Origin of the sequence: Duganella violaceipulchra, from assembly GCF_019166075.1 — a bacterium.
GTDB lineage: Bacteria > Pseudomonadota > Gammaproteobacteria > Burkholderiales > Burkholderiaceae_D > Rugamonas > Rugamonas violaceipulchra.
This window is the reverse complement of record NZ_JAHTGR010000004.1, coordinates 229,287-255,396: the sequence shown is the minus strand read 5'-3', so window position 1 is coordinate 255,396 and position 26,110 is coordinate 229,287. Positions and strand designations below refer to the sequence as shown.

The following is a 26,110-nucleotide window of genomic DNA, read 5'->3' as shown; positions in this document are numbered from 1 at the left end:
AGACTTTATGGCAACAGGAGATCGTCGCCATGAAGAGAGCCGCCAGCAGTTTGTTACGCACCTTGGTCCGCACGGGCAAGCGGCAGAGCCGTTCCGTCAGCAAATTGGTGACGGCGCTGTTCGCCGTCCCCGCTGCCGCCAAGCCTGAACGGAAACGCAAGCCGGCAGCCGCCCCGAAACCCGCCCGCAAGGGGTCTGACCCCGTCCGGGGTCAGACCCCCGCATCCGGTGTTCGGGGGCAACGCGCAAGTCCGCCACCACCCCGCCACGTCCCCCCATCGCCGGGCAAATGGCTGGCCTCACACTTCAGCGCACCGCCAAGTGTCGGCACGCCGGCACGCCGCATGAGCTACTGGCTCTACCTGCCAAACAATCCGCCCGAAGACACGCAACGCAAAGGCTTGCCGCTGCTGGTGATGCTGCACGGCTGCCACCAGACCGCGACCCAGTTCGCGCAGGGCACGCGCATGAACCAGTGGGCCGAGCAGATGGGCTATGCCGTCCTCTATCCGCAGCAACTGGTTAGCGTCCAGGCGCAGCGCTGCTGGAAATGGTACGACCGCGCCACGCAGGAGGGCGGCGGCGACGTCCCCGTCATCGTCGGCATGATCAACAAGGTGATGTCGCAATACGCCATCGACCGTTCGCGCATCTACATCGCCGGTCTTTCGGCGGGAGCCGGCATGGCCAACATCGTCGCGCTGAACCACCCGCAGCTGTTCGCCGCCGTGGGACTGCATTCAGGCCCGGTGTTCGGCGCTGGCCACAACACCATCGGCGCATTGGGCGTGATGCAGCACGGCGCCGCCACGCGCACCGAGGCCGCCGCGCATGAGGTGATGCTGCGCCATCCGCAATTCCCCGGCATGCCCGCGATCCTGATTCAGGGCGAGGGCGACAAGGTGGTCCGCCCGATCAACCAACTCCAGCTGGCGCGCCAAAGCCGGCTGTTGAACCGGCTGTCGGCGGCGCCGAAGATCACCCACAAGCCGCAAGGACGCGGCGGCCGCCACAACGCCCACCAGCTGCACGATTTTTACGAAGGAAGAAAACTGCTGCTGCGCGTCGCCCAGATCGCCGACCTCGAGCACGCCTGGAGCGGCGGCGATCCGGCGCTGGCCTTCAACGCCAAGGCCGGACCGGATGCTAGCAAAATGATGTTAGAATTTTTCTCACGTCACCAGCGGCGATAAACCTATTGCGCGTTGTTGCAAGTTTATTTTATACATTGACGATTATCGTTGGGCTCCAGACTACACCGATCGCTGCGTCTTTCTTTTCGAATGAATATGGGGTGACAGCGCCGTTGTTAGTGACCTCAACAGAGAACCTTGCCGGGCCGCCCCAGTTGATGCCGACCATCGTGAGGGAGTAGGTCCCGCCCGGAAGGACAGAGCCTAGGTTGACGGCATAGGCTACTGTGTCGTTATTTCCGGACGAAATATGGCAGATCTCAGCGGAGAATGCCCCGGTGGAGGCGATGACGCGAAGTTCATTGTCGCAAGCACTGATTTTGATGGAGGCGGTCATGGTGTAATCCTTTGAATGAAAAGGTTGGGAATCCTGACGTTGCTACCTTTGGGTCTAAACCCAAAACCATTCTAGTGATCAAAATTGCCATGAAATACGCATTTTGTAACAACTGGATTAATATATTTTTTTACCGCACGTCACACTGGTTGCGGAATGTAAAGCCCTTTTGGCCGATGGCAATCCAAGCTTCGCGACCATCTTGAAAGTCATGCGTGCGCTTGGATTGAAATTCCAGGTCGAGGTGGCTACAGCAGAAAAGCCAGCGCAGCCACGGCCGTCGGCGCCAGCGCGCCGGCCAGTAGGCCGATAGCGCCTATCGATTCGTCCTGGAAGCCGCGCCGCAGCAGCGATACGCCGGCCGGATTCGGCGCGTTGGCGATCACCGTCAGACCGCCGCCGGCCACCGCGCCGGCCACCAGCATGTATTGCGACTGCGCCGAAATTCCCTGGATCAGCGAACCGAGATAGGTCAGCGCGGCGTTGTCGGTAATCGCAGTCAGGCCAAGCGCACTGAAGAACAGCGCCACCGGCGGCAAGCTCTCGACGATGGGCTGCAACCACCATTGTTGCATGCCGCCCAACACCACCAGCCCGGCCAAGAAGAAGCCAACCAGCAAGCCTTCCTTGATGATCAGCGGATTCTGGTAGCGCTGGTAAGCCTGCGTGAATCCCAGGAACAGCATGAAGATGCCGAGGAACAGCACCGGGTGATGGCCCAGCACCACCACCGCCGCCAGGAACATCAGATGGATCGCGGTGACCGTCAGCGGCACGGCCGGTGCGGCCACGACGTCAGCCGACGGCGCGGCCGGCGCCCGCAAATGCTTGCGCAGCATGAAGGTGATCACGGTGGCGTTGATCAGCACCGCGATGGCAGCCTTCCAGCCGAAATGCGCGGCCATGAAAGCGCTATCCCATTGCCAGGTGCTGGCCACCATCAACACCGGCGGCGCGGCGTAGGCGGTCAGCGTGCCGCCGATCGAGACGTTGACGAACAGCACGCCCAGCGCGCCGTACTTTAGCCACTCCGGCATGCCGTCGCGGAAAATCAGCGGCGCCAGCATCAGCGCGGCCAGGGTCATCGCGGCCGGCTCGGTGATCAGGGAACCGGTCAGCGGCACCAGCGCCAGGCCGAACCACACCAGCGCCAGTTCGGTGCGCATAGGCAGCAGTTTGGCCAGCACCAGCAGCACGCGTTCCATGATGTCCAGCACCGGCCGCGAGGCCGCCACCACCATCACGGTGAACACGAACAGCGGTTCGGTGTACTGGCGCGACTCGGCGTACTGGATGGCGGCGTCGCCCCCGCCCAGCACTGCCATCGCGATAATCAGGATAAAGGCCCAGAAGCCGAACACCACTTCCACTTCGCCCAGCAGATGGAACAGGCCCGCGTGGCGCGGGTGGCGGTGCGATAGCACTTCGAAGGATTTGGCTGCGAAGGTGTGCAGCAGCGCCAGTCCGAACAGGATGGCGCCGACCAATTGGATGGTTTGCAAAGGATGTCCTTGTTGAGTTGCCTGAGCCACATGGTACAGCATGGGACGCACGATACAGATTGGCCTTGCCAAAAACGCCAACAAATAGTACTGTGTATTTGTACAGTATTTGCGGTAAAATCCGTTCCTTACTATGAACCGTATGAACCGATCCGCCACCCATTCCATCCCCCTTGCGCCCGAAGCCGTCCATCCAGCGTTATGGCTGGCGTCGCAACTGGCGCACAGCGCCACCCGCTGTGTCGACACCGGCTTTGCCGCCTTGTCGGCGCAGTTGCCGGGCGGCGGCTGGCCGCTGGGCGTGCTGACCGATCTGCTGGTGCAGCAGCACGGCATCGGCGAGCTGCGCCTGCTGCGGCCGGCGTTGCTGGGTCTCGGCAAGCGGCCCATCGTGCTGTTGCAACCGCCGCATGCGCCGCAGGCGCTGGCGCTGGCGGCGCTGGGGCTGGAGCCGTCGCAGCTGATCTGGATACGCAGCGGCGCCAAGAGCGGCGATGCCTTGTGGGCGGCCGAACAAGTGCTGCGCAGCGGCTGTTGCGGCGCGCTGCTGCTGTGGCAAAACCATGCGCGCGGCGAAACGCTGCGCCGCTTGCATCTGGCGGCGCTAAGCGGGGACACCTTGTTCTGCATGCTGCGGCCGCTGGCGGCCGCGCAGGATGCCTCGCCGGCGCCGCTGCGGCTGTCGCTGCACACGGCGCCTGGCGGCATCAACATCGGCTTTGTCAAACGACGAGGCCCGCAGCGCGACACCCCATTATTTTTGCCCTTAACCCCCTCGCTCTTACAACGCCATGCGCCTCTGGATCGGACTACACCTGCCACGGCTCCCGCTCGAAGTATTCTGCCCGCGCTGGTCGGCTAACGGCTGCACCGTGGTGCTGGAGCAGGAGCGGGTGGTGGCCATGTCGGCGCTGGCGCGGCAGGCCGGCGTGGACGTGGGCATGCGGCGCGGCGGCGCGCTGATGCTGGCGCCGCAGTCGCAGTTCCAGCAGCGCGCGCCGCAGCGCGAGATGGACGCGCAGCAGGCGGTGGCGATGGCGCTGCTGCAATTTACGCCGCAGCTGGCGCAGGCGGAGGAGGCCACGCTGCTGCTCGACGTCGGCGCCAGCCTGCGCCTGTTCGGCGGCATCCGCGCACTGTGCCGGCAGGTGGCGGCTAGCATGGAGGCGCTCGGTTTCACGGCCACGCTCAGCTGCGCGCCCACCGCGCGCGGCGCCTGGCTGCTGGCCCGCAGCCACGCCGGGAGGGCCTTGACGATGGACGCGTTAGTGCGGCGCATGGACCGCTTGCCCGGCAGCCTGCTGCCTCCGGCTCGGCCCTACCTGAGCTGGTTGGAAGGCATAGGGTGCTTGACGCTGGGCGAGATGCGCCGCCTGCCGCGTCCCGGCTTGCAGCGCCGCTGCGGCCGGGCCTTGCTGGACATGCTGGACGATGCCTACGGCGAACGTGCCGAGATGCATCAATGGCTGGAAGCGCCGGCCAGCTTCCGCGCCAAGCTGGAATTGTTCGACCGCGTGGAAAACGCCGAGGCGCTGCTGTTCGGCGCGCGCCGCTTGTTGCAGCAGCTCACTGGCTGGCTCAGCGCGCACCAGTTTGCGGTCGAGCGCATCCGGCTGCTGCTGGAGCACGAGCGCGGCAAGGTGGCCGGCCCGCCGACGGTGATCGACATCGTGCTGGCCGAGCCGACCTGGCGCGACGAGCACCTGGTGCGCCTGCTCAAGGAAAGGCTGGCCAAGCAGGTGCTGGACGCGCCGGTGATCGGCCTGTGCCTGGAAGCGCCGCAGGTGCAGCCGATGGCGCCGCCCAGCGACTCATTGTTCCCCGAGCCGGGCGGCAGCAAGGAGGATTGGCAGCGCCTGCTGGAATTGCTGACCGCGCGGCTGGGGCCGGACAACGTGCTGCAAGCGGCGCCGCGCGCCGACTATCGTCCCGAGCATGCCAACGCCTGGGTCAGCGTGCAGGAAAAAATCCGTCCCGCCGACGCCCGCGCCCAACTGCCGCCGGACATGCCCGGCCTGCCGCGTCCGACATGGTTGCTGGCCAAGCCTATCCCCTTGCTGATGCGCGACCACCGGCCGTTCTACGGCTCGCCGCTGAAGATCATGTCCACCGGCGAGCGCATCGAGGCCGGCTGGTGGGGCGCCATGCAAACCCGCGACTATTTCATGGCCGAGGGCGACGACTGCGCCCACTACTGGCTGTACCGCGAGCGCACCGGCCACGAGGGCGAACAGTCGGCGCGCTGGTATCTGCACGGTTTGTTTGGTTAAATAGCGTATGGCAATATCAACGGGACAGCGCATGCGATCACAACGACAGGAATTCCTCGGCGCCGACGGCCAGAAGCTGGCATCGCGGCTGGATGTGCCGGACGGCGACATCCGGGCCTACGCCTTGTTTGCTCATTGCTTCACCTGCGGCAAGGACGTGTTTGCCGCCAGCCGCATCGCGCAGGCGCTGACCGAGCATGGCTTTGCCGTGCTGCGCTTCGACTTCACCGGCCTGGGCGCCAGCGAGGGCGAATTCGCCAACACCAATTTCTCGTCCAACCTGGCGGACTTGCTGGCGGCCACCGCCTACCTGCGCGCCAGCCACAAGGCGCCCAGCCTGCTGATCGGCCACAGCCTGGGCGGCGCGGCGGTGCTGGCGGTGGCCGGGCAGGTGCCGGAGGCCAAGGCGGTGGTGACCTTGGCCGCGCCCAGCGACCCGGTGCGCGTGACCGGCTTGTTCAGCCAGCATCTCGACCAGATCGCCAACGAGGGCGAGGCGCAGGTGCAGCTGGCGGGCCGGCCCTTCCGCATCAAGCAGCAATTTGTCGAGGACGCGGGCGGGCACAATCTGAAGCTGAAGATCGCGGGCCTGAAGCGCGCCTTGCTGGTGATGCACGCGCCGGGCGACGACACGGTGGGCATCAGCAATGCGATGGAGATTTTCACCGCCGCCAAGCATCCGAAGAGTTTTATCTCACTCGACAGCGCCGACCACCTGCTGACCGAGCGCGACGATGCCGTCTACGTGGCCAACCTGATCGCGGCCTGGAGCGATCGCTATATTTGAATAACGTTGTTATATAATCTTCTCTTTTGTTTAATGCCTGGCTGGGCCGGCAAATCAGGAAGGGTTAGCGATGAACGTATTCAAACAAAGCTTCAAGCAGTGGCGCGCACTGGGCGCCGTTGTCGGCATGGCCGGCGCGATGCTGGCGCCGCCGGCGCAAGCGGATGGCCGCAGCGCGACGCATAACCTGCTGGCCAATATGGCGTGCGCCAACCGCAGCCTGGGCATCACCGAAAACAACAGCCGCGCCATACCGACGCTGGTGCGCGGCATGTATGTATTGAACGACAATAAGGGCGCATTCATTGGCCTCATCAACGAAGCCGGCACCATCTACGGTGACTCCAGCGGCTTCCAGGTATTGAGCACCACCAGTGCCCCGCCGCGCAAGATGAGCAGCGAGGAGCTGGGCGACCTGCGGCAGGAAGTGATCGCGGCCATCGACTACGACAAGCTGATCAAGGTCAGTTACGGCGACGGCGGCGGCCGCAAGATGGTGCTGTTCTCGGCGGTGGATTGCGGCTTCTGCCAGCGCTTCGAGCAGGACTTGCTGAAAAAAGGGAGTGGCGTGAACACGACGTTCTACGTGGTGCCGATGTCGCTGCTCGACGTCAATGACGGCGGCGGTATGGCGAAATGGCAAACCGTGTCGCGTATCTGGTGCGCCGATAACAGCACCGCGGCCTGGAAAAAATACTGGAGCACGCTCGATGCGGCGCCTGGCCGCACGTGTGAGTACGATCCGAAAAACGCCCAGCAATCGGTGCGCCAACTGCAGCGCGTGCTGGCGTCGGTGGGTAGCCGCGTCGGCGGCACGCCTGTCATCGTGCGCGAAGACGGTAGTGTGTTACAGAATAAGCCCGATATGGACTTGCCGTATATGAAGCAGAACTTCGGCAGCGATGGCCTGCCCAAGATGGCTGCGGCCAAGCAGCCGCAGTGGCTGATCGCGGCGGCGGACAATGCCAACGATCCGCAGCAGCCCGCCGCCGCGCAGGCGGGCGAGCAGCCGAAGAAAATCAAGATTGACGTGAAGGATGCGTTGAAGAAGTTGTTTAACTAAGGCTTGCGATTACTCGTCGTCGAATTCTTCGGCGAGGTCTTTCCAGCCCTTGCCGGCGGCGAAGGTGTTGAATTCGTCCGGCGCTTCCAGCACCAGCAGTTTGCTTTCCTGCAGCACGGAATCGCCGGCGGTCAGGGCCGGGCCCTTGTAGCCGACGGTGCGCAGTTGCGCGACCACGGCGTCGATCAGCGATTTGTCCTTGTGCAGGCCGCTGATCGAAGCAGAAAAGTCCACATACACGTCGATCGCGCCGTAACCTTCGTCGAAGATACGGATCGCCTTGGCGTCGTGGGCACGGCCGGAGCCGTCGGAGACCTTGAAGGGGCCGCTGAGTTGGATGTCGGTGTCTTTGTTCATAGCGATTAGCATACACCAAAACAGCAAAACGCCAAGGCCACGCCCGGCCCGGCAGGGCCAAGCCGGCCTAGCGCGAGACGGTGTTGCGGCCCTGGTGCTTGGCCCGGTACAGGGCCTGGTCGGCCTGTTCGTAGATCTCTTGCTGGCTCAGCGTGGCGTCCGGCGCGACGAAGGCCAGCCCCAGCGACAGCGTCACGTGGCCGCAGGGCGGATTGCCCTGGTGCGGGATCAGGCGGGCCGCCAGGTCGGCGCGGATCTGTTCGGCAAGCGCCGCGCTCTCGTCGGCGCTGTTGCTGGCGAACAGGCAGGCGAACTCGTCGCCGCCGATGCGGAAGCTCAGGTCGCCCGGACGGCTCAGCGCCTGGCGCATGGCGTCGGCCACCGCCTTGAGCACCTGGTCGCCTTGCGGGTGGCCGTGGCTGTCGTTGTATTCCTTGAAGCGGTCGACGTCGATCAGCAGCAAGGTCAGCAGGCGCTGGTCGCGGCGGGCGCGCTTTTGTTCTTCGCTGAAGCGGATGTTGAGGTAGCGCCGGTTCTTCAGCCCGGTCAGCTCGTCGGTCACGCTGTCGGCCTGCGCGGCCTTGGCGTCGGTGATGTCGGTGGAGACGGCGCAGGTGGCGTAGACCTGGCCCTCGTCGTCGAGCAGCGGGAACTTCACCGTCATGTAGGTGTGCAGCGTCTTGTCGCGGTGGTAGACCGATTCCTCCTCGTGGATGGCGCGCCGCTCCAGCGCGGCAATGCGGTCGTTGCGCCACAGCTGTTCGGCGATCTCGCGCGGGAACAGTTCGAAGACATTGGAGCCGACAAAGGTGGCGGCGTTGTAGCCGTCGAGGATCTCGAAATGGCGGTTGGCCATCGTGATATTGCCTTGCAAATCCTTGGTCGAAATCAGGATGGGGGCATTGTCGAGCAGGGCGTGGAAAATGCGGTCGGACGCGCGCAATTCGTCTAGCTCGGTGCGCGGTGGAGGGCGGGTATCGGTCCGATCTGGCATGGGGCCAGTATAACCCGATGGGGGGCCGGCACAAACAACCAGCCCCCTTCAGCGTGATAATTACTTCAACGGTTGCAGAATTGCATCAAGGCGGTCCGGCGTGCCTTCGATGCGCTCCAGGCGCGGATACTTCAGGCCGCCGTGGTAGTCGAGCGCATAGGTCTGGTACAAGCTGCCTTTCTTGACCAGCAGGCTGATCGGTTCCTTGCCGGTCTTGGCGGCAGTGACGGCGGCGCGCAGCACCTCGGCCTTGTAGGCGCGGCCGTTGACGGCCAGCAGCGTGCTGCCGCCCGACAGGCCGGCCTTGAAGCCCACGCCCTCCCACTGGAAGCCTTCCAGCTTGCCATCCGAACCGACCGAGAAGCCCAGCGAATACTGGAAGTTGGCCGATTTGTTTTGCTCTTCCTGGGCCTTGAGGAAGTCGGTTGGCTTGTCGGTGTAGACCAGTTTCCAGCCGGCGCGCGTCAGGCCGTCCAGCGGTGCGCCGGGGCCGTGGCCGTCCAGGCGGGTGCGCAGGAAGCTGGCCCAGTCGTAAGGCTGGATGGCGTTGAGCGCCTTCACCACGTCCTCGAAGCTGTAGTGCTTGGCGACGTTGACGCCGTCGTCGACGCCGAAGAAGCTGCGGGCGAAGTCGTTCAGCGAGCGCTGGTCGCCGGACTTTTCGCGTATCAGCGTGTCGGCGTCCAACCAGATCAGTTCACCTTCCGAGTAGTAATCCTCGGCGCGCTGCCAGTTGTTCCAGCCTTGCGGACGGCGGGCGTTGACGATCGGATCGTTGGTGGTGTCCTGCACCGCGCGCCATTCGCGGCCGCGGGTGTTGTCGTAGCGGGCGGCGGTGGCGGCCAGCAGGTCGCGCGTGTGCTCGGGCTTGATCAGGCCGGAACGGGCCGCGATCACCGCGCCCCAGTACTGGGTCTGGCCTTCGTAGACCCACAGCAGCGTGTTCTGCAGCGGCGTGTTGAAGTTGGGGACGTTCTGGTCGGCCGGACGGCGGAACTTGCCGTTCCACGAGTGGGTGAATTCATGCGGCAGCAATTCGCGCCGCGCCTCCTGCTTGGCCCAGTCGGCGAAGTAGCCCAGCTTGACGCCGTTCTCGCTCGACTGGTGATGCTCGCGGCCGATGCCGCCGAACTCGTCGCTGATGGCGAACAGGAAATCGTAGTGCTGGTAGTGCTGCGAGTTGAACAGCTTGTAGGCTTGCTGCACCATCGCGCGGTGCGGGGCGATCTGTTCCGGCGTCGCCTCCAGCTGCTCGGCCGAGTCGGCCACGACGTTCAGGTGCACCGGCACTTTCGCGCCCGGATCGAGGTCGATGCGGCGGAAGTGGCGGCCGGCGAACAGCGGCGCATCCATCATCGCCTCCAAGTCCAGCGGCTTGAAGGCGATCTGGTCGCCGTTGCGGGCGGCCGTCTCCAGCGCCGTGCCGTACTGCCAGCCGGCCGGCACCGTCAGGTTGGGCTGCATGGTGATGCGGCGGCTGTTGTAGCCGGCCGGGTACAGGGTCAGCGATTGCCATTGCACGCCGACGATGTCGTTGGTGATCGTGGTGCGGCCCTGGTTGGCCTCGGTCGGCGACAGGTACTGGAATTCCACCTCCACCGACGACGCATCCTTCGGCACCTCGATATGGAAGGCGTAGACGTTGACCGTGTCGCGCTTCCAGTCCAGCGGCTTGCCGTTGGCGCTGACCTTGAGGCCGGCGAATTGGTTCAGCGCGCCGCTGGGGCCGTGGTTGGCCGGTATCCACTGCGGATAGAGCAGGGTCAGCTTGCCCGGCCTGGCGGGGATGCTCTCGCGCACGCGGAAGATTTGCTGCGCCGTGTTGGTGGCGTCCACATTCAAGACGATGGTGCCTGGGTAAGGCTGTTCGGAGATGGCTTCTGCCTGGGCGCTGAAGGCGGTAACCAACAGGGCGGCGAGGGCGGCACGGGACATGGACATGTGGTCGATAACGAGGTTGGACAAGAAGGCGAGTGTAGCACGCAGGCAACTTGCAAATCTGGCAAAAAGATGGCGCGCCGCAGCGAAAATATTTTTTAAAAATGTGCGGCTCTGGGGATCTTGTGGCCGTTTTTCAAGGCCTTGAAAGGCCAGAAAACCATCCTATATCGGACTCAGTGGTTGCCCAGATGGGGACCACCGAGGGGAATCTTCCCCGCCCATATCGCTTAACTTGAAAAGGATATCCATCATGCGTACTTTTGACCTGACCCCACTGTATCGTTCCGCCATCGGCTTTGATCGTCTGGCGCAAATGCTCAACGACGCCCAGCGCAGCGATGCCACCCCAAGCTACCCACCGTACAACATCGAACTGGTGTCGGACGACAAATACCGCATCGTGATGGCGCTGGCCGGCTTCGACCGTTCGGAAATCGACATCACCTTCGAGCGCGATTCGCTGCACATCGTCGGCCGCAAGCAGAAGGATGCCACCGAGCGCACCTATCTGCACCGCGGCATCGCCGCCCGCGATTTCGAGCAGCGCTTCCAGCTGGCCAACCACGTCAAAGTGACCGGCGCCACCTTCGACAACGGCATGCTGAACATCGAGCTGGTGCGCGAAGTGCCCGAGGCGCTCAAACCACGCAAGATCGTCATCGACGGCAGCGACAACGTCACCGCCCTGGAGCAGCGCCAGGCCGCCTGATCCGCGTAGCTGAGTAGTTCCGAACTGGCCGGTATATCCGGCCAGTTTTGCGTCCCGCGTCTTGGTTGTAAGCAATTGTATAGTTAAGACGGGTCTAAGTTTTTACCCTCATATTGGATACATCTACAAACCTCAGTCAATTCAGGAGTGCAGCTATGTCCGAATCTACCCTCAAACGTGCAGCCCTCGCCGTGGCAGTGCTGGGCGTGATAGGCGTCGGCGGCGCCGTCGCCGTCAAGCAAGGCAACGCCGTTGCCGCCGCCCCCATCGTGCTGCAGGCCGCAGCGCCGGTCCAGGCCGCCCCAGTCGCCGTGCCTGCGCCCATGATGGCGCTGCCCGACTTCAGCGTCATCGCGGCCCACAACGGCCCGGCGGTGGTCAACATCAGCGTCACCGGCAGCACCAAGACGGCCTACGACGGCGCCGAGCAGACCGGCCGCGCCGATCCCTTCGCCGACGATCCCTTCTACGAATTCTTCCGCCGCTTCCAGGGCCCGCAACAGCGCGGCGGCCAGCGCAGCGTGCCGACCCACGGCCTGGGCTCGGGCTTCATCATCAGCGCCGACGGCATCATCCTGACCAACGCCCACGTGGTGCGCGACGCCAGCGAGGTGGTGGTCAAGCTGACCGACCGCCGCGAGTTCCGCGCCAAGGTGCTGGGCTCCGACCCGAAAAGCGACGTCGCCGTGCTGAAGATCGACGCCAAGAACCTGCCGGTGGTGCCGCTGGCCAAGGGCAACGACCTGAAAGTGGGCGAATGGGTGCTGGCGATCGGCTCGCCATACGGCCTCGACAACACCGTCACCGCCGGCGTGGTCAGCGCCAAGGGCCGCTCTCTGCCGGACGGCAACGTGCCCTTCATCCAGACCGACGTCGCCGTCAACCCCGGCAACTCGGGCGGCCCGCTGTTCAACACGCGCGGCGAAGTGGTCGGCATCAACTCGCAGATCTACAGCCAGACCGGCGGCTACCAGGGCCTGTCGTTCGCGATCCCGATCGACGTGGCCGGCAAGATCAAGGACCAGATCGTCTCGACCGGCAAGGTCACCCACGCCAAGCTGGGCGTGACGGTGCAGGAGATCAACCAGGGCTTCGCCGACTCGTTCAACCTGGCCACGCCGGAAGGCGCGCTGGTGTCCAACGTCGAGAAGGGCGGCCCCGGCGACAAGGCCGGCCTGAAGCCGGGCGACGTGATCCGCACGCTCAACGGCAACAAGATCATCAGCTCGGGCGATTTGCCGGCCATCGTCGGCCTGGCCTCGCCAGGTGATAAAGTGACGATGGAAGTCTGGCGCCAGGGTAAGGCCGTACAATTGAGCGCCACGCTGGGCAACGCCAGCGACAAGGTGGCGGCGGCCGAGGGCGAGCGCAGCGACCAGGCCAGCGCCAAGCTCAAGCTGGGCTTGTCGCTGCGTCCGCTGGAAAGCATGGAGAAGCGCCAGTCCGGCATCGCCAACGGCTTGCTGATCGAGGATGCGCGCGGCGCGGCGGCCGATGCCGGCGTGCAGCCGGGCGATGTGCTGCTGTCGGTGAACGGCCGTCCGGTCAACTCGATCGAGCAGGTGCGCGAGGTGGTGGGCAAGTCCGGCAAGTCGGTGGCATTGCTGATACAGCGCGGCGACGATAAAATCTTCATACCGGTGCGTTTGGGGTAAGCCCGCGGGCCGGCAGAACGCAACACAAAAATAGAAAGGAAATAATATGCGACTTCTGCTGGTAGAAGACGATACGATGATCGGCGAGGTAGTGCTGGACCTGCTCAGGGCCGAGCACTACGCGGTCGATTGGGTCAAGGACGGCGCGATGGCCGACACCGCGCTGCAAACCCAGACCTACGACCTGGTGCTGCTGGACCTGGGCCTGCCGCGCAAGGACGGCCTCGAAGTGCTGCGCTCGATGCGCGCGCGCAAGGAACTGACGCCGGTGCTGGTGGCCACCGCGCGCGACGCCAAGGAACAGCGCATCGCCGGCCTCGACGCCGGCGCCGACGATTATGTGCTCAAACCCTACGACCTCGACGAACTGCTGGCGCGCATCCGCGCCTTGCTGCGCCGTTCGGCCGGCCGCGCCGAGCCGATCTTCGAGCACGGCGGCGTCAGCGTCAATCCGCAGACCCGCGAGGTGCTGGCCGACGGCAAGGCCGTGAGCCTGTCGGCGCGCGAATGGGCGGTGCTGGAGGCGCTGATCGCGCGGCCCGGCATCGTGCTGTCGCGGCATCAGCTGGAGGAAAAGCTGTACAGCTGGAAGGATGAAGTCAACAGCAACGCGGTCGAAGTCTACATCCACGGCCTGCGCAAGAAGTTGGGCGCGGAACTGATCCAAAACGTGCGCGGCCTGGGATACATGGTGCCCAAACTATGAAGGTGAAGATGCCGTCGCTGCCGCGGGTGCCTGTGGTGACGCACTCGCTGCGCGGACGTTTGCTGTGGTTCCTGCTGGCCGCCATCACGATGGCGGCCATTGCCCAGGCGATGATCGCCTACCGCAGCGCGCTCAGCGACGCCGACCAGATCTTCGACTATCACATGCAGCAGATGGCGATGTCGCTGCGCTCCAGCGCCACCTTGACCAACAAGGCCGCCGACACGGCGGCCGATCCCGAAAACGACGACCTGGTGGTCCAGGTGTGGACGCCGGACGGCGCCCAGGTGTTCCGTTCGCTGTCGCGCGCGGCGCTGCCGCAGCGCGCGGTGCTGGGCTTCTCCAATGTCAAGGCCAACAACACCACCTACCGCATCTTCTCGGTGCAGACCAGCAACCAGACGGTGCAGGTGGCGCAGGACATGGCGGTGCGCCAGCGCATGGCCGGCACCTTGGCGCTGCGCACGGTCGGCCCGATCGCCGTCATGGCGCCGGTGCTGATGCTGGTGGTGTGGTGGGTGGTCAGCGGCTCGCTGGCGCCGGTGTCGCGCGTCAAGCGGCAGGTGGCGGCGCGTCAGGCGGACGATCTGTCGCCCGTCTCGGAAAACGATTTGCCCGACGAAGTGCGGCCGCTGGTGCATGAGCTGAACCTGCTGTTCGGCCGCGTGCGCACCGCCTTCGAGGCCCAGCAGCACTTCGTCGCCGACGCCGCGCACGAGCTGCGCTCGCCGCTGGCGGCGCTCAAATTGCAGGTGCTGAGCCTGGAAAGGGCGCAGGACGAGGCGGCGCGCAGCATCGCCGTCGGCCGCGTCACGGCCGGCATCGAGCGCGCCACGCGGCTGGTGGAACAGTTGCTGGTGCTGGCGCGCCAGGAAGGCTCGGTCAACGATGTCAAGCTGGAACCGGTCAACCTGAGCGAGCTGGTCAAGCGCTCGCTGGGCGACATGGCCGGGCTGGCGCAGTCGCGCCAGATCGACCTCGGTCTGCACCATGCCGACGAGGCCTCGGTCGACGGCCAGCCGGACGCGCTGATCATCCTGCTGCGCAACCTGATCGACAACGCCACCAAGTACACGCCGGCCGGCGGCACCGTCGATATCGAGCTGCGCCGTAGCGCCGGCGCCACAAAGGCGGCGCCGGGCCGGGTCGTCCTCACGGTCGAGGATTCCGGCCCCGGCATCCCGCCGGAAGAGCGCGAACGCGTGTTCAGCCGCTTCTACCGCGTGCCCGGCAGCCCGGCCGGCGGCAGCGGGCTGGGGCTGGCGATCATCAAGTCGATCGCCGAGCGCCACGGCGCCGCGCTGACCCTGGGCCAGTCCGAGCGCCTGGGCGGCCTGCTGATCAAAGTCGATTTTCCTGAGACTGCAAGGGCCACTCCAGTCTAAAATGCCACTTTGACATGGCGTTGGAGTGGCGTATGAAGAAAATCGGCTTTTCGGGCACCCTGGACCCGATCACCAACGGTCACATGTGGGTGATGAACGAAGCCCGTTCGCTGGCGGACGAGGTGGTGGTCTTCCTGTCCGAGAATCCGGCCAAGAAGCCCAAGTTCTCGGCCGAGGAGCGCAAGAGCATCATCGCCCTCAGCTGCGCCGAGCAGGGCTGGGACAATGTGCAGGTGGTCATCGTCAAGGGCGACTACACGGCGCGCGCCGCCAAGAAGCAGGGCGTGCATTGCCTGATCCGCGGCATCCGCACCACCGCCGATTTCGACTACGAAAACCTGATCCAGCAAACCAACGTCGACGTGCTGCAGGGCGCCAAGACCATCTTCGTCATGCCGCCGCGCGACCTCGGTTCGGTCAGCTCCAGCTTCGTCAAGGCGCTGGAGGGGCCGATCGGCTGGAACTGGATCATGAAGAAGTTCGTGCCCGGCCCGGCCTACCATGCCTGGGTGCTGAGCTGGCTGCGCAAGGAGTGGGAAACGCTGTGGGACTACGAGCACCGCGACGCCACCGCCATCGCCCACGCCGACCAGTGGTTCGTGCAGCTGACCGGCGCCACCGCCTACGGCGGTCCGGCGCGCCACTACCATAACCTCGACCACCTGGTGCACGGCCTGTGCGAGATCCGCGTGTGGGCCGCCAACACCCGGCCCGATCCGGTCGACGTCGACATCGTCAAGCAGGCGTTCTGGTTCCATGACGCCGAGTACGGCCACAGCGGCGAGCCGGACGCGCTGACCAACGAGGAAGCCAGCGCGCAGCTGTGGCTGGGCAGCCATCTGGGCCAGGAGATGGGCGACGCGGCCGAGCTGATACGCGCCACCGACCATTTCCAGGAAGCCTCGATCACCCACCGCCTGAAGGACACCCTGCTCAGCGTCGATCTGGCCATCCTGGGGCAGGACGACGAGGTCTACCAGAACTATGCGCGCGCCATCCGCAGGGAATACATCCACCTGCCGGACGCCAAGTACCGCGAGCAGCGCGGCGGCGCGCTGGCCCACCTGTGCCGCAAGGCCGACGCGGGCCAGTTGTTCGGCAACGCCTACTTTGCCGACCAGTACAACGAGCGCGCCATCGACAACATGCAGCGCGAGATGGAGCGGCTGGCGGTGAAGTGAACCATGTGGCGCGGAGCCGCTGCTAGTGCGGCGGCAGTTCGACTTGCTCCTTGCGCGCTGCGATCTCGGCGCCCAGCGCATCGAGGTCGAGCTTGGCCTTGCGGGCCTTGGGGAACATCTCGGTCTCTTCTTCGTTGACGTGATGGTCGATCAGCTCGGAGAGCACCTTGACCTTGGCATCGTACATGTCGTCGGTGGATTCCATGGCGATGATCTGGGCGATCAGGTCCTTGGCCGAGGCGTGCTCGACGAGGGCCTCGTCCACGATGTCGTCCGCCTTGCTGGCGGCGCGCACGGCGGGGTAGAAGATTTCCTCTTCGGCCGTGGCGTGCTTGGTCAGCTCGGCACAGATCTGCAGGGCCAGCTTCTGCTTGGTGGCATGCGCGCGCTCGCCCAATTCTTCGTACTGCTCGAACAGCGACTTGACGTGCTCATGGTCTTCCGCCAGCAGCGTGATCGCATCCTGGGGATCGGTTTCGGTGGGGATGGGCTTGGGAATTTTGTCCTGCGAGTGGGTGGTGCTTTTCATGTCGGCTCCTTGACTAGCGTATGAATGGGGAAACTGCCCACCCAGTCTAGGAGCGCGATCAATGACGGTCTGTGCGTTGTTCAACCAACTCGGGATTGCTTAGTAGCGATTCCAGTTGTTGTGGCGGTGTTCGGCCGCTTCCTTGAGCAGGTAGCCGGCGCGGCGTTCGTCCTTGGGGCTGAGGGCGTCGCCCAGTTGCACCGTCATCGCCAGCTCCTGAATCGCCGGCGGATATTCGTGTTCGGCGGCTTCTTCCAGCAGGTGGCGGGCCTGGGCGCCGTCCTGCGCGACGCCGCGGCCTTCGCGGTAGATGTAGGACAGCAGGAACATGGCGTGTGGATTGCCCAGCCCGCTGGCGACGTTCAGCCAGTGCGCGGCCTGCGCGTCATCGCGCGCGACGCCGTCGCCATTCTTGTAGAGCAGACCCAGCATCAGCGCCGCGCGCGCGTGTTGCTGGCGGGCCGCCATCGCATACCACGGCGCAGCAGCGGCCGGCGCCGCCGGCACGCCGGCCACGCCCACGCGCAGCATCTCGCCCAGCTGGTAGGCCGCGTCGACGTCGCCGCCGCGCGCGGCCTGCTCGAACAGCTTCAGCGATTCTGTCCGTTGCCCGGGACGGGTTTGATACAGCAGCGCCAGCTCGCGCTGCGCCACCGGCAGGTTCTGCGCCGACCATGACATCAGCTTGCGCTCGGCGCCGGCGTCGGCCTGCTGCATGGCTTTCATGCCCACCGTCTCGATTTGCGCCGAGTTCGGCTTTTCCTGTTGCAGCTGGCAGCCGAACAGGAACACGCCGGCCAGCAGACCGACCAGCGCGACACCGGGATAATTTTTAACTTGCATGTGATTTTGCATAATTCAGTGACCTCACGACAAGCGGAGCCGGCCTTCACCGGCCCCGCGCACCACGCAGTTTTACTTGCTCAGATCGACCGAGTACTTGGCGAAGCCGCTGGCGTCCAGCGCGCCTTCGGCCGTCACGGCGCTGATGCCGCTGCTCTTGGCCAAGGCCAGGTGGCCGGGCGCCGAACGCAGGATCACCGGACCGGCGGTCGCCACCTTGACGAAGCTCCAGCTGCGCGCGCTGCCGTTGCCGGCCAGCGTGACCTTGCCGCTGGCCGCGCCTTGCGCCGTCAGGTAGTTGCTGACCACGGTCTGGTTGGCGTCCGGCGACTTGATGATGGTCTTGCTGCCGTCGATGCCGGGCACGGCGCCGCCGCCGCCCGCGCGGTAGTCGTTGGTGGCGACGATGAAGTCGTCACCGTCGGCCACGGCCTTGCCCAGGTAGCTCAGGTTGACGATGCGGCTGCCGACCGGCTTGGTCACGTCGATCTGGTAGGTCAGCGCGTTGTTCTCGGCGTAGAACACGTCGTAGTTATAGATCGTGCCGTACGACGGCACCAGGTCCTGTTCGGTGGTCTTGGTTGGGTCGATCTGGCCGAACTGCTTGGCCGCCGTTTCCAGCCAGGCCTTCAGGTCGGAACCCTTGATCTTCACCGCCTGCAGGTTGTTGTTGCTGTACAGGTAGAGGTCGCCCGGATTACGCACCTGCAGGCCGACCGGCGCGGCGGCGCTGGCGCCCGGCGCGACGTCGGTGAAGTCGGAAGGACCGTTGCGGCCGGCCTTGAACGGCGCGCTGCACGAGATCACCGGGATGTTCTTGTAGCTGGCGAGGGTGGCGTCGGTGCTGGCGGCGATGAATTTCTTCACGTAGTCCAGCTGCGCCTGGTTGACCAGCTGGATCGCGCTGACGTCGCCGACCAGCGAGAAGTAGGCCGACATTTCAAAGTCGGTGCTCACGCCCAGCGGCTGCCTGGCGTAGGCGATGGTGGCCGCGTGCTCGGTGGCGACGATGGGCGCGATGGCCGGATCGGCCTTGACGATGGTGGCGCCGTCGGTGTACTTGAAGCCGCGCGATTCCACGCTGGTCTTGTCCTGCTGCACCACCCACTTGCCGCCGGTGAAGACCAAGGTCAGCTTGATGATGCCCAGGCGGCGGCCCCAGCTTTGCGCCATCACGGTCGGCACGCCGTTGACGAAGCCGTTGACGGCGTCGATCTTGGCGCTGGCCGGGAAGGCGGCGAACGATGGATCAAGCGCGGCGGCGCCGGTCTCTTTACCTTTCGGGAAGATCAGGTGCGAGTGGCCGATCAGCAGCGCGTCGATGCCGGTGCTGGTCAGGTGATAGCTGCCGTTTTCCATTTTCGGGCTGTAGGCGCTCGGGTCGAGGCCGCCGTGCGACAGCGCCACCACCAGGTCGGCTCCTTTGGCGCGCATTTCAGGCACATACTGCTTGGCCGCTTCCTGCACGCCCGTCACGGCGACCTTGCCGGCCAGGTTCTTCTGGTCCCAGTCCAGGATCTGCGGCGGCACGAAACTCATGATGCCGATGTTGAGCTTGACGTCGACCTTGGTGCCGTCCAGCTTGGTGGCGCTGAAGGTGCGCGGCAGCAGCGTGTACGGCTGCACGATGGGCTTGTTGCTGGCCACGCCGGTGACGTTGGTCAGCACCAGCGGGAAGGCCGGCGCGCCGCAGGCGCCGGCCGGCTTGCTCACGCCCGGAATGCCGAAGTCGGTATTGGTGATCTGGCTCAGCAATGGCAGGCCGTAGTTGAACTCGTGGTTGCCGAAGCCGCCGCCGTCGTACTTCATGGCGTTCATGACCTTGTGCACGGCCATGGTGTCGGTGCAGGCGATCGGCTTGGTGACCGCTTGCAGGTCGCCCAGCAGGGTGCCCTGGATCACGTCGCCGTCGTCCAGCAGCACGTTGTTCGGGTTTTCCGCGCGGGCCGCGCTGACCAGGGTCGAGGTGCGTTCCAGGCCCAGGCTGGTGTCTTCCGCCAGTGAGTAGTAGTTGTAGCTCATCACGTTGGCGTGGATGTCGGTGGTCTCCATCAGCGCCAGCGTGACGGTCGTGCCTTCCGCGATCGCCGGCGGCGGCGTGTAGTCGCCACCGCAGCCAACCAGACCCGCCGCCGTCAACGCAGCCAACATCACCAGATTTGTTTTCATTGCACCCTCAAAATTAAGAAAATTCAAGGTGGCGACTGTACCCAACCCACATGACATGGCCGTGACAAAACGCAAACATTTGCAGGGTGGCGGCGCCTGGCGCGATTTAACAGGGATTTGTCGTGATTTCGCGATACCGCCCGGGCGGCGGCCGCTATTCTGGCAAGTCGCGCCGGGGTTACCAACGCCGGCGCGCGCAGAGATGCATCATCCTTCGACCAGACACCCACGGAGAGAAGGTAGGCAAAACCCAAAAGATGGACCACAACAGCGGCTCTGACGGCAGCGCTTATCGGGCGCTGCCGGCAACGGCGGGCGTTGTGCGATCCTAATAGGCCCACAGCGGCCCGGTCTTGCCGTTGACGGCGCCCCCTTCGAACACCACGAACACGCGGCGGCCGTAGAAGAAGGGCAATCCCCAATCAAAGTAATTGCCCGCGCCGGCGCCGGTGCTGCCCACCGTGCCGCCGACCTGCGCCGCCGAAATGGTCGACGCCAGTTGCACCAGGTTGGCCACATTGAAGTTGACCACGCCGCTGGCGCTGCCGTCGGCCGTCGCGTTGGTGGCGCTGAGCGCGAGCGTCGACGCCGGACAATAGAAATCCCCTCCCGAGCAAGTGCGTATCGTGCTGTCGCTGAAGAAGTAGCCGTTGGAGCCGCTGTCGATGAAGCTGGCGCTGTAGGTCTTGCCCTTGTAGGTGGTGCTGAAGTCGCCGCTGCCGTTGGTCTGGTACAGCGTCTCGCCGGCGATGCTGTTGTTGCTCTGGGTGTTGACGCCGAAGATCAGCGTGCCGCTGACCGACGTCAGGCCGGCCGTGCCGACGCCGGGCAGCACCATCAGCACGCCGTTGTTGTTGACCGCGAACGACGCCACCGGATTGCTGACCTGCGACGCCAGCGCCATGCTGCTGGCGGTGCAGCCGTTGCTGGTGCAGGCGTAGTAGGCGCCGCTGAGCGCCGACCTGGCGCAGCTGTCGCCGCAGTCCTGCTTGAACAATCCCACCCCGAGCACGCCCTTGGCGCCCAGCGCCGCCAGCGAGCCGAGGCTGTTGCCGGCGCTGCTGCAGCTCGATGGCGTGGCGGCGTAGTTGGCGCCGTTGTCGCCGATCACCTGGATCGAAATGCCGGCCGCCGTTTCGTCCGCCAGCTTGACGTCGGCCTGGCGCACCGCGCCCCAGGTGTAGCCGCTGATGAACTTGGCGCATTCGCCGGCGTCGGCGCCGGACGGCGTCTTCACGGTCGGCAGCTTGAGCGCCGCGTCGAGCGGCGCCAGCAGGCGCAGGCCGTAGGAGCCGGTGTCGAGCAGCACGTGGTCGATGGTCTGGCAGGTGGTGGTGCCCGGCTGGCACACCGTCACGCTGACATACGGAATATTGATCGAGCCGTTGATGCCGGTGGGGCCGCTGTCGACCACGATGGCGGTGCTGTTGCTCAGCGGTGCAGTCACGCTGAGCGCGGCGCTGGCATTGACGTTGCCGCCGTCGCCCGTGCAGGACAAGGTGTAGACAAAATTGCCCGCCGCGTTGGGCACGACGCTGATCGAGCCCGAGCTGGCCTTGGCGCCGCTCCAGGCGCCGCTGGCGGTGCAGCTGCTGGCGTTGGCCGACGACCAGCTCAGCACCGAAGTCTGCGCGGTGGTGATGCTGGCCGGCGCCAGCGTCAGGTTGACGGTGGGCGAGGGCGCCGGCGTGCTGACGACCACGCTGGTGGTCTTGCTGACGCCGCTGCAGGTGATGGTGTAGAAAGCGGTGCCGGCCGCGCCGGCCGTGACGGTCCGCGAGCCGCTGTTGTCCAGACTGCCGCTCCACGCGCCGGAGGCGGTGCAGCCGGCCGCGCTGGGATTGCTGACGCTCCAGCTCAGCGTGATGACCTGGCCGACGGTGGTGGCGGTCGGCGTGGCGCTGATGCTGACCACCGGCGTGACAGTGGCGGCGGCCTGGCTTGTGGTCTGGGTGGCGGTCGCGGCGGCGCCGCTGCCGCCACCGCCGCAGGCGCCGAGCGTCAGCGCGAGCAGGGCGCCGGCAAAGAGGGAGCGGAGCATGCGCGTTTCCTTATTCGATGACAGCGGTGTCGAAACCGGCCGGCAGCGCGTCCGGTATCCACGCGTGGCCGGCATAGGCGCGCATGTGGCCGCCGGAGACGATCACCACGTCCGGCCGTTCAAGCGCCAGCTGCGAGTGGCCCGCCTTGGGCCGCTGGGCGGCGGCGCCGGTCAGCACGGCGAACTTGTCGCCCAGCAGGGTGCGCAGGTCGGGCAGGGCAGGGCCGCTCCAGCTGACCGCGAACACCGTGCCGTCGGTGTTGACGTATTCGCGCACCACCGTGCCGCTGTCGAGCGTGCTCTGGCTGACGGTGTAGACGGCCGTGCCGACGCCGCTGACGGCCGCCAGGCTGCGCCCGCCTTGCCTGACGGGCGCCGCGCCGAAATTGGATGGCGCGCTACCCAGCGCCGCGTAGGCCAGTGTGCCTTGCAGCAAGGATAGTAGCAACATGGATAAGAATGCCCGGCGCATAAGGTGCTCCTGTGCCTAAGATGCAGGCAGTGTAGAACGGCATCGGGTTCAATGGCGTTAGCGATGTGTAAGCAAACGTTACACATCAACAGCCTGCGACAATCCAGCCCTATCGCACCAGGCAAGGGCGCTTGTTGTCGAACTGCCAGTTAGGAACCAGGAACTGCATCGCCGCGGCATCATCCCTGGCCCCGAGCCCCAGGTTCTTGTAGGCTTGATGGGCCTTCTCCAGCTCAACCATGTCCAGTTCGACACCCAGGCCGGGCCGGGCCGGAACATGTATCATGCCGCCCTCGATTTTCAATGGTTCCCTGGTCAGGCGCTGGCCGTCCTGCCAGATCCAGTGGGTATCGATCGCGGTCACCTTGCCGGGCGCCGCCGCGGCGACGTGGGTGAACATCGCCAGCGAAATATCGAAGTGATTGTTCGAGTGCGAGCCCCAGGTCAGACCGAACATCTGGCACAGCTGGGCGACGCGTACCGACCCCTGCATGGTCCAGAAGTGCGGGTCGGCCAACGGGATGTCGACCGATTGCAGCTGGATCGCGTGCGCCATCTGGCGCCAGTCGGTCGCGATCATGTTGGTGGCGGTCGGCAGCCCCGTCTCGCGGCGGAACTCGGCCATGACTTCGCGGCCAGAGTAGCCGTTCTCCGCACCGCATGGGTCTTCCGCATACGCCAGGATGCCATGCTTGTCGCGGCAGACGCGGATCGCCTCCTTGAGCAGCCAGCCGCCGTTCGGGTCCAGCGTCACGCGGGCCTGCGGGAAGCGTTCGTGCAAGGCGACGATCGCCTCCATCTCTTCGTCGGCGGACAACACGCCGCCCTTCAGTTTGAAATCGTTGAAGCCGTAACGCGCGTGCGTCGCTTCGGCCAGGCGCACGATGGCTTGCGGCGTCAGCGCTTCCTCGTTGCGCAGCCTGAACCACGCATCGTCGGCATCGGGTTCGCTGCGATAGGCCATCGGCGTCTTGTTGCGGTCGCCCACGTAAAACAGGTAGCCTAGCATCTCGACCGCTGGACGCTGCAAGCCATCGCCCAGCAGCGCCGCGACCGGCACGTTCATGAACTGCCCCAGCAAGTCGAGCAGCGCCGACTCCATCGCCGTCACCGCGTGGATGGTGGTGCGCAGGTCGAAGGTCTGCAGGCCGCGGCCGCCGGCGTCGCGGTCGGCGAAGGCGGCGCGCATCGTGTTGAGCACGCTGTTGTAGTCGCCCAGCGTTTTGCCGATGACAAACGGACGTGCGTCTTCGATGGTCTGGCGGATTTTCTCGCCGCCGGGAACCTCGCCCAGGCCGGTATTGCCGGCGCTATCGGTCAGGATCACGATGTTGCGGGTAAACCACGGACCGTGGGCGCCGCTCAGATTGAGCAGCATGCTGTCCTGGCCGGCGACGGGAACGACGCGCATGTCGGTGACGACGGGGGCGTTGGTGACGATGTGATTCATATGGGCTCTAGCGTGGTTGAGATATTGGGTTCAGCGAAGTGGTCAGCGAGACGCGTTTGATATCGCCGACAATGAACAGGTAACAGAAGATGGCCATCGCGGCATTGGCGCCGACAAACACCAGCGCACCCGAGAACGAACCGGTGTTTTGGACGATGTAGCCGATGACGATGGGGGTGGTGATGCCGGCGGTATTGCCAAAGGTATTGAACAGGGCGCCGCTCAGGCCGCCGGCTTCCTTGGGCGACGTGTCCGACACCACCGCCCAGCCCAGCGCGCCGATGCCCTTGCCGAAGAAGGCCAGCGACATGATGGCGACGACCAGCATATCGGTCTCGATGTAGTTACAGGCGATCATGCTCATCGACAGCAGCATGCCGATCACGATAGGCAGCTTGCGCGACACCGACAGCGAATAGCCCGCCTTGTTCAAGCGATCCGACAGCCAGCCGCCGCTGACGCCGCCAAGGAAGCCCGCGATGGCGGGCAGCGAGGCGACAAAGCCGGCCTTCAGGATCGTCATGTGGCGCTCCTGCACCAGGTACACGGGGAACCAGGTGAGGAAGAAATAGGTGAGCGTGGTGATGCAATACTGGCCGATGTACACGCCCAGCAGCATCCGGCTGCCGAGCAGCTCCTTGATGCAAGCCATGGTGTTCACCTGCGCGGGCTGGGCGGCGTGCTGTCCGCTTTCCAGATCGACCAGCGCGCCGCCTTGCTGGATGTACTGCAGCTCGCTGGCGCTGATGCCGGGGTAATCCTTGGGGCCGTAGATCGTCTTGAGCCAGACGAAAGCCATGAAGATGCCCAGGGCGCCCATGACGAAGAAAACGCTTTGCCACCCGAAGGAATGCACCAGCCAGCCCATGATAGGCGCGAACAGCACCGTGGCGAAGTATTGCGCCGAGTTGAACACCGCGGCGGCAAGGCCCCGCTCGTGGGTGGGGAACCACGACGAGGCGATGCGGCTGTTGCCGGGGAACGAAGGCGCCTCGGCGGCGCCGACCAGCAAACGCAGCACGAACAGCAGCACCACCGCCGCCCCGCCGGTCACGAATCCCGCAGCACCGGTGAACAGCGTGAAGGTGGACCACAGGAAGATGCTGAAGAAGTAGGTGATCTTCGATCCGAAACGGTCGAGCAGCCAACCGCCCGGAAGCTGGGTCAGCACATACGACCAGGCAAACGCCGAGAAGACGAAGCCCATCTGGATCGCATCCAGCGAGAGTGCTTTTTTGATTTCCGGCCCGGCGATCGAAATCGTCGCGCGGTCCGCGTAATTGATGGTGGTAATCGCAAACAGCATGGCCAGTATGGCCCAGCGTTTGCGCGTCTGCGGCTGGGCCATGCTGACGGCCTGGGTGACTTGAGCTTGTTCCACGGTGTGTCCTGTACTTTGTTATGCCGGTTTAGAAAGTGTGACGCATGCCGAGGTTGTAGCCAGTGTTGCCAGTGCCGCTTTCAGTGTTGTTGGCGACCGTGTAGCCGGCGCCGTTTTTGTTGTGGATATGGCCGTATGCGGCGTAGAGCGAGGTGCGTTTCGACAGTGGATGCAGATAGCCGATACCCCAGGCATTGGCATCCTGGTTGAAGCCGGTACGGTCGTCCTTGTGCATCACCGAGCCCAACACGGTACCCGGGCCGGCTGGCGCGCTGAAGCCCAGCAGGTAGTCGCGGCCATCGGTCGAAGCCGTCGGTTTGACGCCGCCATAAGGATTGTTCGGGTTGCCCAACGGCGCGGCGTTGTCGCCTTTGTCGACGCCGTAGCCGAGATTGACCTTGATCCAGCCGAAGTTGTAGTTCGCGCCCAGCAGCGTGTTGCGCCCCAGGGTGCGGTTGACCGCCGGGGTGGCGCCGTTGGCCGCCACGTCGGAATTCTTGCTGTTGTAGGCCAGGCGCACAGTCAACGGCCCCGTCGCGTAGCCGATCGCTGCGCCGAACTGGCGCCCGGCCCGGATAGTCGACTGCTCGCCGGCGCTGTAGAACGCCTCGCCATCGACGCCGTTTACGCGCGGCGACGCATAGCTGATCGTATTGCTGGTGCGGATATTCGTGCCGGAGTCCGGGAACAAGTTCTTGGAGCTGCCTGCGTAACCGGTATTGAACGGGTCGACGATATTGACCAGCGTGGTGTGGTAAGGCGTGTACTGGCGGCCGAGGGCGATCGAGCCGATCGCGGTTTTCAGTCCGACCAGGGCCTGGCGGTTGAATATGGTGCCGGCCGCGTCGATCTCGCCGGTGTCGATTTTGGTGCCGGCCTCCAGCGTGAAGAATGCCGACATGTCGCCGCCCAGCTCCTCGCTGCCACGGAAGCCGATGCGCGAGGCGGAGCCGGCGCCGCTGGTCACCTTGGTGAGGTTGCCGGCACTGCCGCCGCGATCGCCGACGATGGCGGCATCGACGATGCCGTAGATCGCGACCGAGGACTGGGCTTGTGCCGTGGCTGCGCCCAGGGCGAGGACTATTGCTGCCGCTTGTTTCATGCTGTCTCCTTGATGTATTTTTTATGATTGGCTTGCAAATCAA

Annotated in this window: 23 protein-coding genes; 10 read left to right on the top strand and 13 right to left on the bottom strand. The window is 65.0% G+C overall.

What is annotated here, in order from left to right:
* Positions 1–29: 29 nt before the first annotated feature.
* Entirely contained in the window at positions 30–1,193 is a 1,164-nt protein-coding gene (locus KVP70_RS09665; RefSeq protein ID WP_217941959.1) for an extracellular catalytic domain type 1 short-chain-length polyhydroxyalkanoate depolymerase, read from the top strand.
* 28 nt (positions 1,194–1,221) lie between these two features.
* On the opposite strand, the gene KVP70_RS09660 is transcribed toward KVP70_RS09665, so the two are convergent.
* Positions 1,222–1,530, bottom strand: a complete 309-nt coding sequence (locus tag KVP70_RS09660) for a hypothetical protein (RefSeq protein WP_217941958.1) — start codon at positions 1,528–1,530, stop codon at positions 1,222–1,224.
* Positions 1,531–1,778: 248 nt separating this feature from the next.
* The gene (locus tag KVP70_RS09655; protein WP_217941957.1) at positions 1,779–3,032 is read right to left on the bottom strand and encodes a putative Na+/H+ antiporter; all 1,254 of its coding nucleotides are present in this window, start codon (positions 3,030–3,032) and stop codon (positions 1,779–1,781) included.
* A 142-nt stretch (positions 3,033–3,174) separates the two neighbouring features.
* On the opposite strand from KVP70_RS09655, the gene imuA reads away from it, so the two are divergent.
* The 4 genes from imuA (at position 3,175) to KVP70_RS09635 (ending at position 7,152) form a co-directional block, all read left to right on the top strand.
* Complete coding sequence (gene imuA, locus KVP70_RS09650; RefSeq protein WP_217941956.1) at positions 3,175–3,894, top strand: translesion DNA synthesis-associated protein ImuA; 720 nt, start codon at positions 3,175–3,177, stop codon at positions 3,892–3,894.
* Positions 3,824–5,302, top strand: a complete 1,479-nt coding sequence (locus KVP70_RS09645; protein WP_217941955.1) for a Y-family DNA polymerase — start codon at positions 3,824–3,826, stop codon at positions 5,300–5,302. The genes imuA and KVP70_RS09645 overlap by 71 nt, the downstream gene beginning before the upstream one ends.
* Positions 5,303–5,333: 31 nt before the next feature.
* A complete protein-coding gene (locus KVP70_RS09640) occupies positions 5,334–6,089 on the top strand; it encodes an alpha/beta hydrolase family protein (RefSeq protein ID WP_217941954.1) in 756 nt (251 codons plus the stop codon).
* 70 nt (positions 6,090–6,159) lie between these two features.
* Entirely contained in the window at positions 6,160–7,152 is a 993-nt protein-coding gene (locus KVP70_RS09635) for a thioredoxin fold domain-containing protein (protein ID WP_217941953.1), read from the top strand.
* A gap of 9 nt (positions 7,153–7,161) precedes the next feature.
* Here the strand turns inward: KVP70_RS09635 and KVP70_RS09630 are convergent, their stop codons facing one another.
* The 3 genes from KVP70_RS09630 to KVP70_RS09620 form a co-directional block, all read right to left on the bottom strand.
* Positions 7,162–7,509, bottom strand: a complete 348-nt coding sequence (locus tag KVP70_RS09630; protein ID WP_217941952.1) for a hypothetical protein — start codon at positions 7,507–7,509, stop codon at positions 7,162–7,164.
* Positions 7,510–7,576: 67 nt separating this feature from the next.
* A complete protein-coding gene (locus KVP70_RS09625; RefSeq protein WP_217941951.1) occupies positions 7,577–8,503 on the bottom strand; it encodes a sensor domain-containing diguanylate cyclase in 927 nt (308 codons plus the stop codon).
* A gap of 60 nt (positions 8,504–8,563) precedes the next feature.
* Positions 8,564–10,438, bottom strand: coding sequence for a M61 family metallopeptidase (locus KVP70_RS09620; RefSeq protein ID WP_229224715.1), 1,875 nt, complete (start codon positions 10,436–10,438; stop codon positions 8,564–8,566).
* 256 nt (positions 10,439–10,694) lie between these two features.
* Here KVP70_RS09620 and KVP70_RS09615 point away from each other — a divergent pair, with 256 nt between their 5' ends.
* The 5 genes from KVP70_RS09615 to coaD all read left to right on the top strand — a co-directional run bounded on the left by KVP70_RS09615 (position 10,695) and on the right by coaD (position 16,080).
* Positions 10,695–11,153, top strand: a complete 459-nt coding sequence (locus KVP70_RS09615) for an Hsp20 family protein (protein ID WP_217941949.1) — start codon at positions 10,695–10,697, stop codon at positions 11,151–11,153.
* A gap of 155 nt (positions 11,154–11,308) precedes the next feature.
* Positions 11,309–12,808 (top strand): Do family serine endopeptidase, encoded by a 1,500-nt coding sequence (locus tag KVP70_RS09610; protein WP_217941948.1) that lies wholly within the window; start codon positions 11,309–11,311, stop codon positions 12,806–12,808.
* A 46-nt stretch (positions 12,809–12,854) separates the two neighbouring features.
* Complete coding sequence (locus tag KVP70_RS09605; RefSeq protein ID WP_020701705.1) at positions 12,855–13,514, top strand: response regulator; 660 nt, start codon at positions 12,855–12,857, stop codon at positions 13,512–13,514.
* Positions 13,511–14,899 carry an ATP-binding protein gene (locus tag KVP70_RS09600; RefSeq protein WP_217941947.1) on the top strand — a complete coding sequence of 463 codons (1,389 nt, stop codon included), beginning with the start codon at positions 13,511–13,513 and terminating at the stop codon, positions 14,897–14,899. The genes KVP70_RS09605 and KVP70_RS09600 overlap by 4 nt, the downstream gene beginning before the upstream one ends.
* A 32-nt stretch (positions 14,900–14,931) precedes the next feature.
* The gene (gene coaD, locus KVP70_RS09595; protein WP_217941946.1) at positions 14,932–16,080 is read left to right on the top strand and encodes a pantetheine-phosphate adenylyltransferase; all 1,149 of its coding nucleotides are present in this window, start codon (positions 14,932–14,934) and stop codon (positions 16,078–16,080) included.
* A 22-nt stretch (positions 16,081–16,102) separates the two neighbouring features.
* On the opposite strand, the gene KVP70_RS09590 is transcribed toward coaD, so the two are convergent.
* The 8 genes from KVP70_RS09590 to KVP70_RS09555 form a co-directional block, all read right to left on the bottom strand.
* Positions 16,103–16,609 (bottom strand): hemerythrin domain-containing protein, encoded by a 507-nt coding sequence (locus KVP70_RS09590; protein WP_217941945.1) that lies wholly within the window; start codon positions 16,607–16,609, stop codon positions 16,103–16,105.
* A 99-nt stretch (positions 16,610–16,708) separates the two neighbouring features.
* On the bottom strand, positions 16,709–17,452 hold the full coding sequence (locus KVP70_RS09585) for a tetratricopeptide repeat protein (RefSeq protein WP_217941944.1): 744 nt from the start codon (positions 17,450–17,452) through the stop codon (positions 16,709–16,711).
* A gap of 72 nt (positions 17,453–17,524) precedes the next feature.
* Positions 17,525–19,621, bottom strand: a complete 2,097-nt coding sequence (locus KVP70_RS09580; RefSeq protein WP_217941943.1) for a bifunctional 2',3'-cyclic-nucleotide 2'-phosphodiesterase/3'-nucleotidase — start codon at positions 19,619–19,621, stop codon at positions 17,525–17,527.
* 328 nt (positions 19,622–19,949) lie between these two features.
* Complete coding sequence (locus KVP70_RS09575; protein WP_217941942.1) at positions 19,950–21,662, bottom strand: DUF3443 family protein; 1,713 nt, start codon at positions 21,660–21,662, stop codon at positions 19,950–19,952.
* A 10-nt stretch (positions 21,663–21,672) separates the two neighbouring features.
* Positions 21,673–22,113: a DUF2844 domain-containing protein gene (locus KVP70_RS09570; RefSeq protein ID WP_229224714.1), complete on the bottom strand. Its 441-nt coding sequence runs from the start codon at positions 22,111–22,113 to the stop codon at positions 21,673–21,675.
* 130 nt (positions 22,114–22,243) lie between these two features.
* Positions 22,244–23,584 (bottom strand): glucarate dehydratase, encoded by a 1,341-nt coding sequence (gene gudD, locus KVP70_RS09565; protein WP_217941940.1) that lies wholly within the window; start codon positions 23,582–23,584, stop codon positions 22,244–22,246.
* Positions 23,585–23,591: 7 nt separating this feature from the next.
* Positions 23,592–24,932 carry an MFS transporter gene (locus KVP70_RS09560; protein ID WP_217942169.1) on the bottom strand — a complete coding sequence of 447 codons (1,341 nt, stop codon included), beginning with the start codon at positions 24,930–24,932 and terminating at the stop codon, positions 23,592–23,594.
* Positions 24,933–24,993: 61 nt separating this feature from the next.
* Positions 24,994–26,067 carry a porin gene (locus KVP70_RS09555; RefSeq protein WP_217941939.1) on the bottom strand — a complete coding sequence of 358 codons (1,074 nt, stop codon included), beginning with the start codon at positions 26,065–26,067 and terminating at the stop codon, positions 24,994–24,996.
* Positions 26,068–26,110: the final 43 nt, after the last annotated feature.

What these genes read in the sequence shown, in the direction of transcription:
- KVP70_RS09570 (WP_229224714.1), bottom strand. Translation starts at nt 22,113, where the DNA reads ATGTTGCTACTATCCTTGCTGCAAGGCACACTGGCCTACGCGGCGCTG.
- KVP70_RS09635 (WP_217941953.1), top strand. Translation starts at nt 6,160, where the DNA reads ATGAACGTATTCAAACAAAGCTTCAAGCAGTGGCGCGCACTGGGCGCC.
- gudD (WP_217941940.1), bottom strand. Translation starts at nt 23,584, where the DNA reads ATGAATCACATCGTCACCAACGCCCCCGTCGTCACCGACATGCGCGTC.
- KVP70_RS09620 (WP_229224715.1), bottom strand. Translation starts at nt 10,438, where the DNA reads ATGTCCCGTGCCGCCCTCGCCGCCCTGTTGGTTACCGCCTTCAGCGCC.
- coaD (WP_217941946.1), top strand. Translation starts at nt 14,932, where the DNA reads ATGAAGAAAATCGGCTTTTCGGGCACCCTGGACCCGATCACCAACGGT.
- KVP70_RS09660 (WP_217941958.1), bottom strand. Translation starts at nt 1,530, where the DNA reads ATGACCGCCTCCATCAAAATCAGTGCTTGCGACAATGAACTTCGCGTC.
- KVP70_RS09615 (WP_217941949.1), top strand. Translation starts at nt 10,695, where the DNA reads ATGCGTACTTTTGACCTGACCCCACTGTATCGTTCCGCCATCGGCTTT.
- KVP70_RS09605 (WP_020701705.1), top strand. Translation starts at nt 12,855, where the DNA reads ATGCGACTTCTGCTGGTAGAAGACGATACGATGATCGGCGAGGTAGTG.
- KVP70_RS09630 (WP_217941952.1), bottom strand. Translation starts at nt 7,509, where the DNA reads ATGAACAAAGACACCGACATCCAACTCAGCGGCCCCTTCAAGGTCTCC.
- KVP70_RS09640 (WP_217941954.1), top strand. Translation starts at nt 5,334, where the DNA reads ATGCGATCACAACGACAGGAATTCCTCGGCGCCGACGGCCAGAAGCTG.
- KVP70_RS09585 (WP_217941944.1), bottom strand. Translation starts at nt 17,452, where the DNA reads ATGCAAGTTAAAAATTATCCCGGTGTCGCGCTGGTCGGTCTGCTGGCC.
- imuA (WP_217941956.1), top strand. Translation starts at nt 3,175, where the DNA reads ATGAACCGATCCGCCACCCATTCCATCCCCCTTGCGCCCGAAGCCGTC.
- KVP70_RS09665 (WP_217941959.1), top strand. Translation starts at nt 30, where the DNA reads ATGAAGAGAGCCGCCAGCAGTTTGTTACGCACCTTGGTCCGCACGGGC.
- KVP70_RS09555 (WP_217941939.1), bottom strand. Translation starts at nt 26,067, where the DNA reads ATGAAACAAGCGGCAGCAATAGTCCTCGCCCTGGGCGCAGCCACGGCA.
- KVP70_RS09625 (WP_217941951.1), bottom strand. Translation starts at nt 8,503, where the DNA reads ATGCCAGATCGGACCGATACCCGCCCTCCACCGCGCACCGAGCTAGAC.
- KVP70_RS09590 (WP_217941945.1), bottom strand. Translation starts at nt 16,609, where the DNA reads ATGAAAAGCACCACCCACTCGCAGGACAAAATTCCCAAGCCCATCCCC.
- KVP70_RS09645 (WP_217941955.1), top strand. Translation starts at nt 3,824, where the DNA reads ATGCGCCTCTGGATCGGACTACACCTGCCACGGCTCCCGCTCGAAGTA.
- KVP70_RS09600 (WP_217941947.1), top strand. Translation starts at nt 13,511, where the DNA reads ATGAAGGTGAAGATGCCGTCGCTGCCGCGGGTGCCTGTGGTGACGCAC.
- KVP70_RS09575 (WP_217941942.1), bottom strand. Translation starts at nt 21,662, where the DNA reads ATGCTCCGCTCCCTCTTTGCCGGCGCCCTGCTCGCGCTGACGCTCGGC.
- KVP70_RS09610 (WP_217941948.1), top strand. Translation starts at nt 11,309, where the DNA reads ATGTCCGAATCTACCCTCAAACGTGCAGCCCTCGCCGTGGCAGTGCTG.
- KVP70_RS09580 (WP_217941943.1), bottom strand. Translation starts at nt 19,621, where the DNA reads ATGAAAACAAATCTGGTGATGTTGGCTGCGTTGACGGCGGCGGGTCTG.
- KVP70_RS09560 (WP_217942169.1), bottom strand. Translation starts at nt 24,932, where the DNA reads ATGGCCCAGCCGCAGACGCGCAAACGCTGGGCCATACTGGCCATGCTG.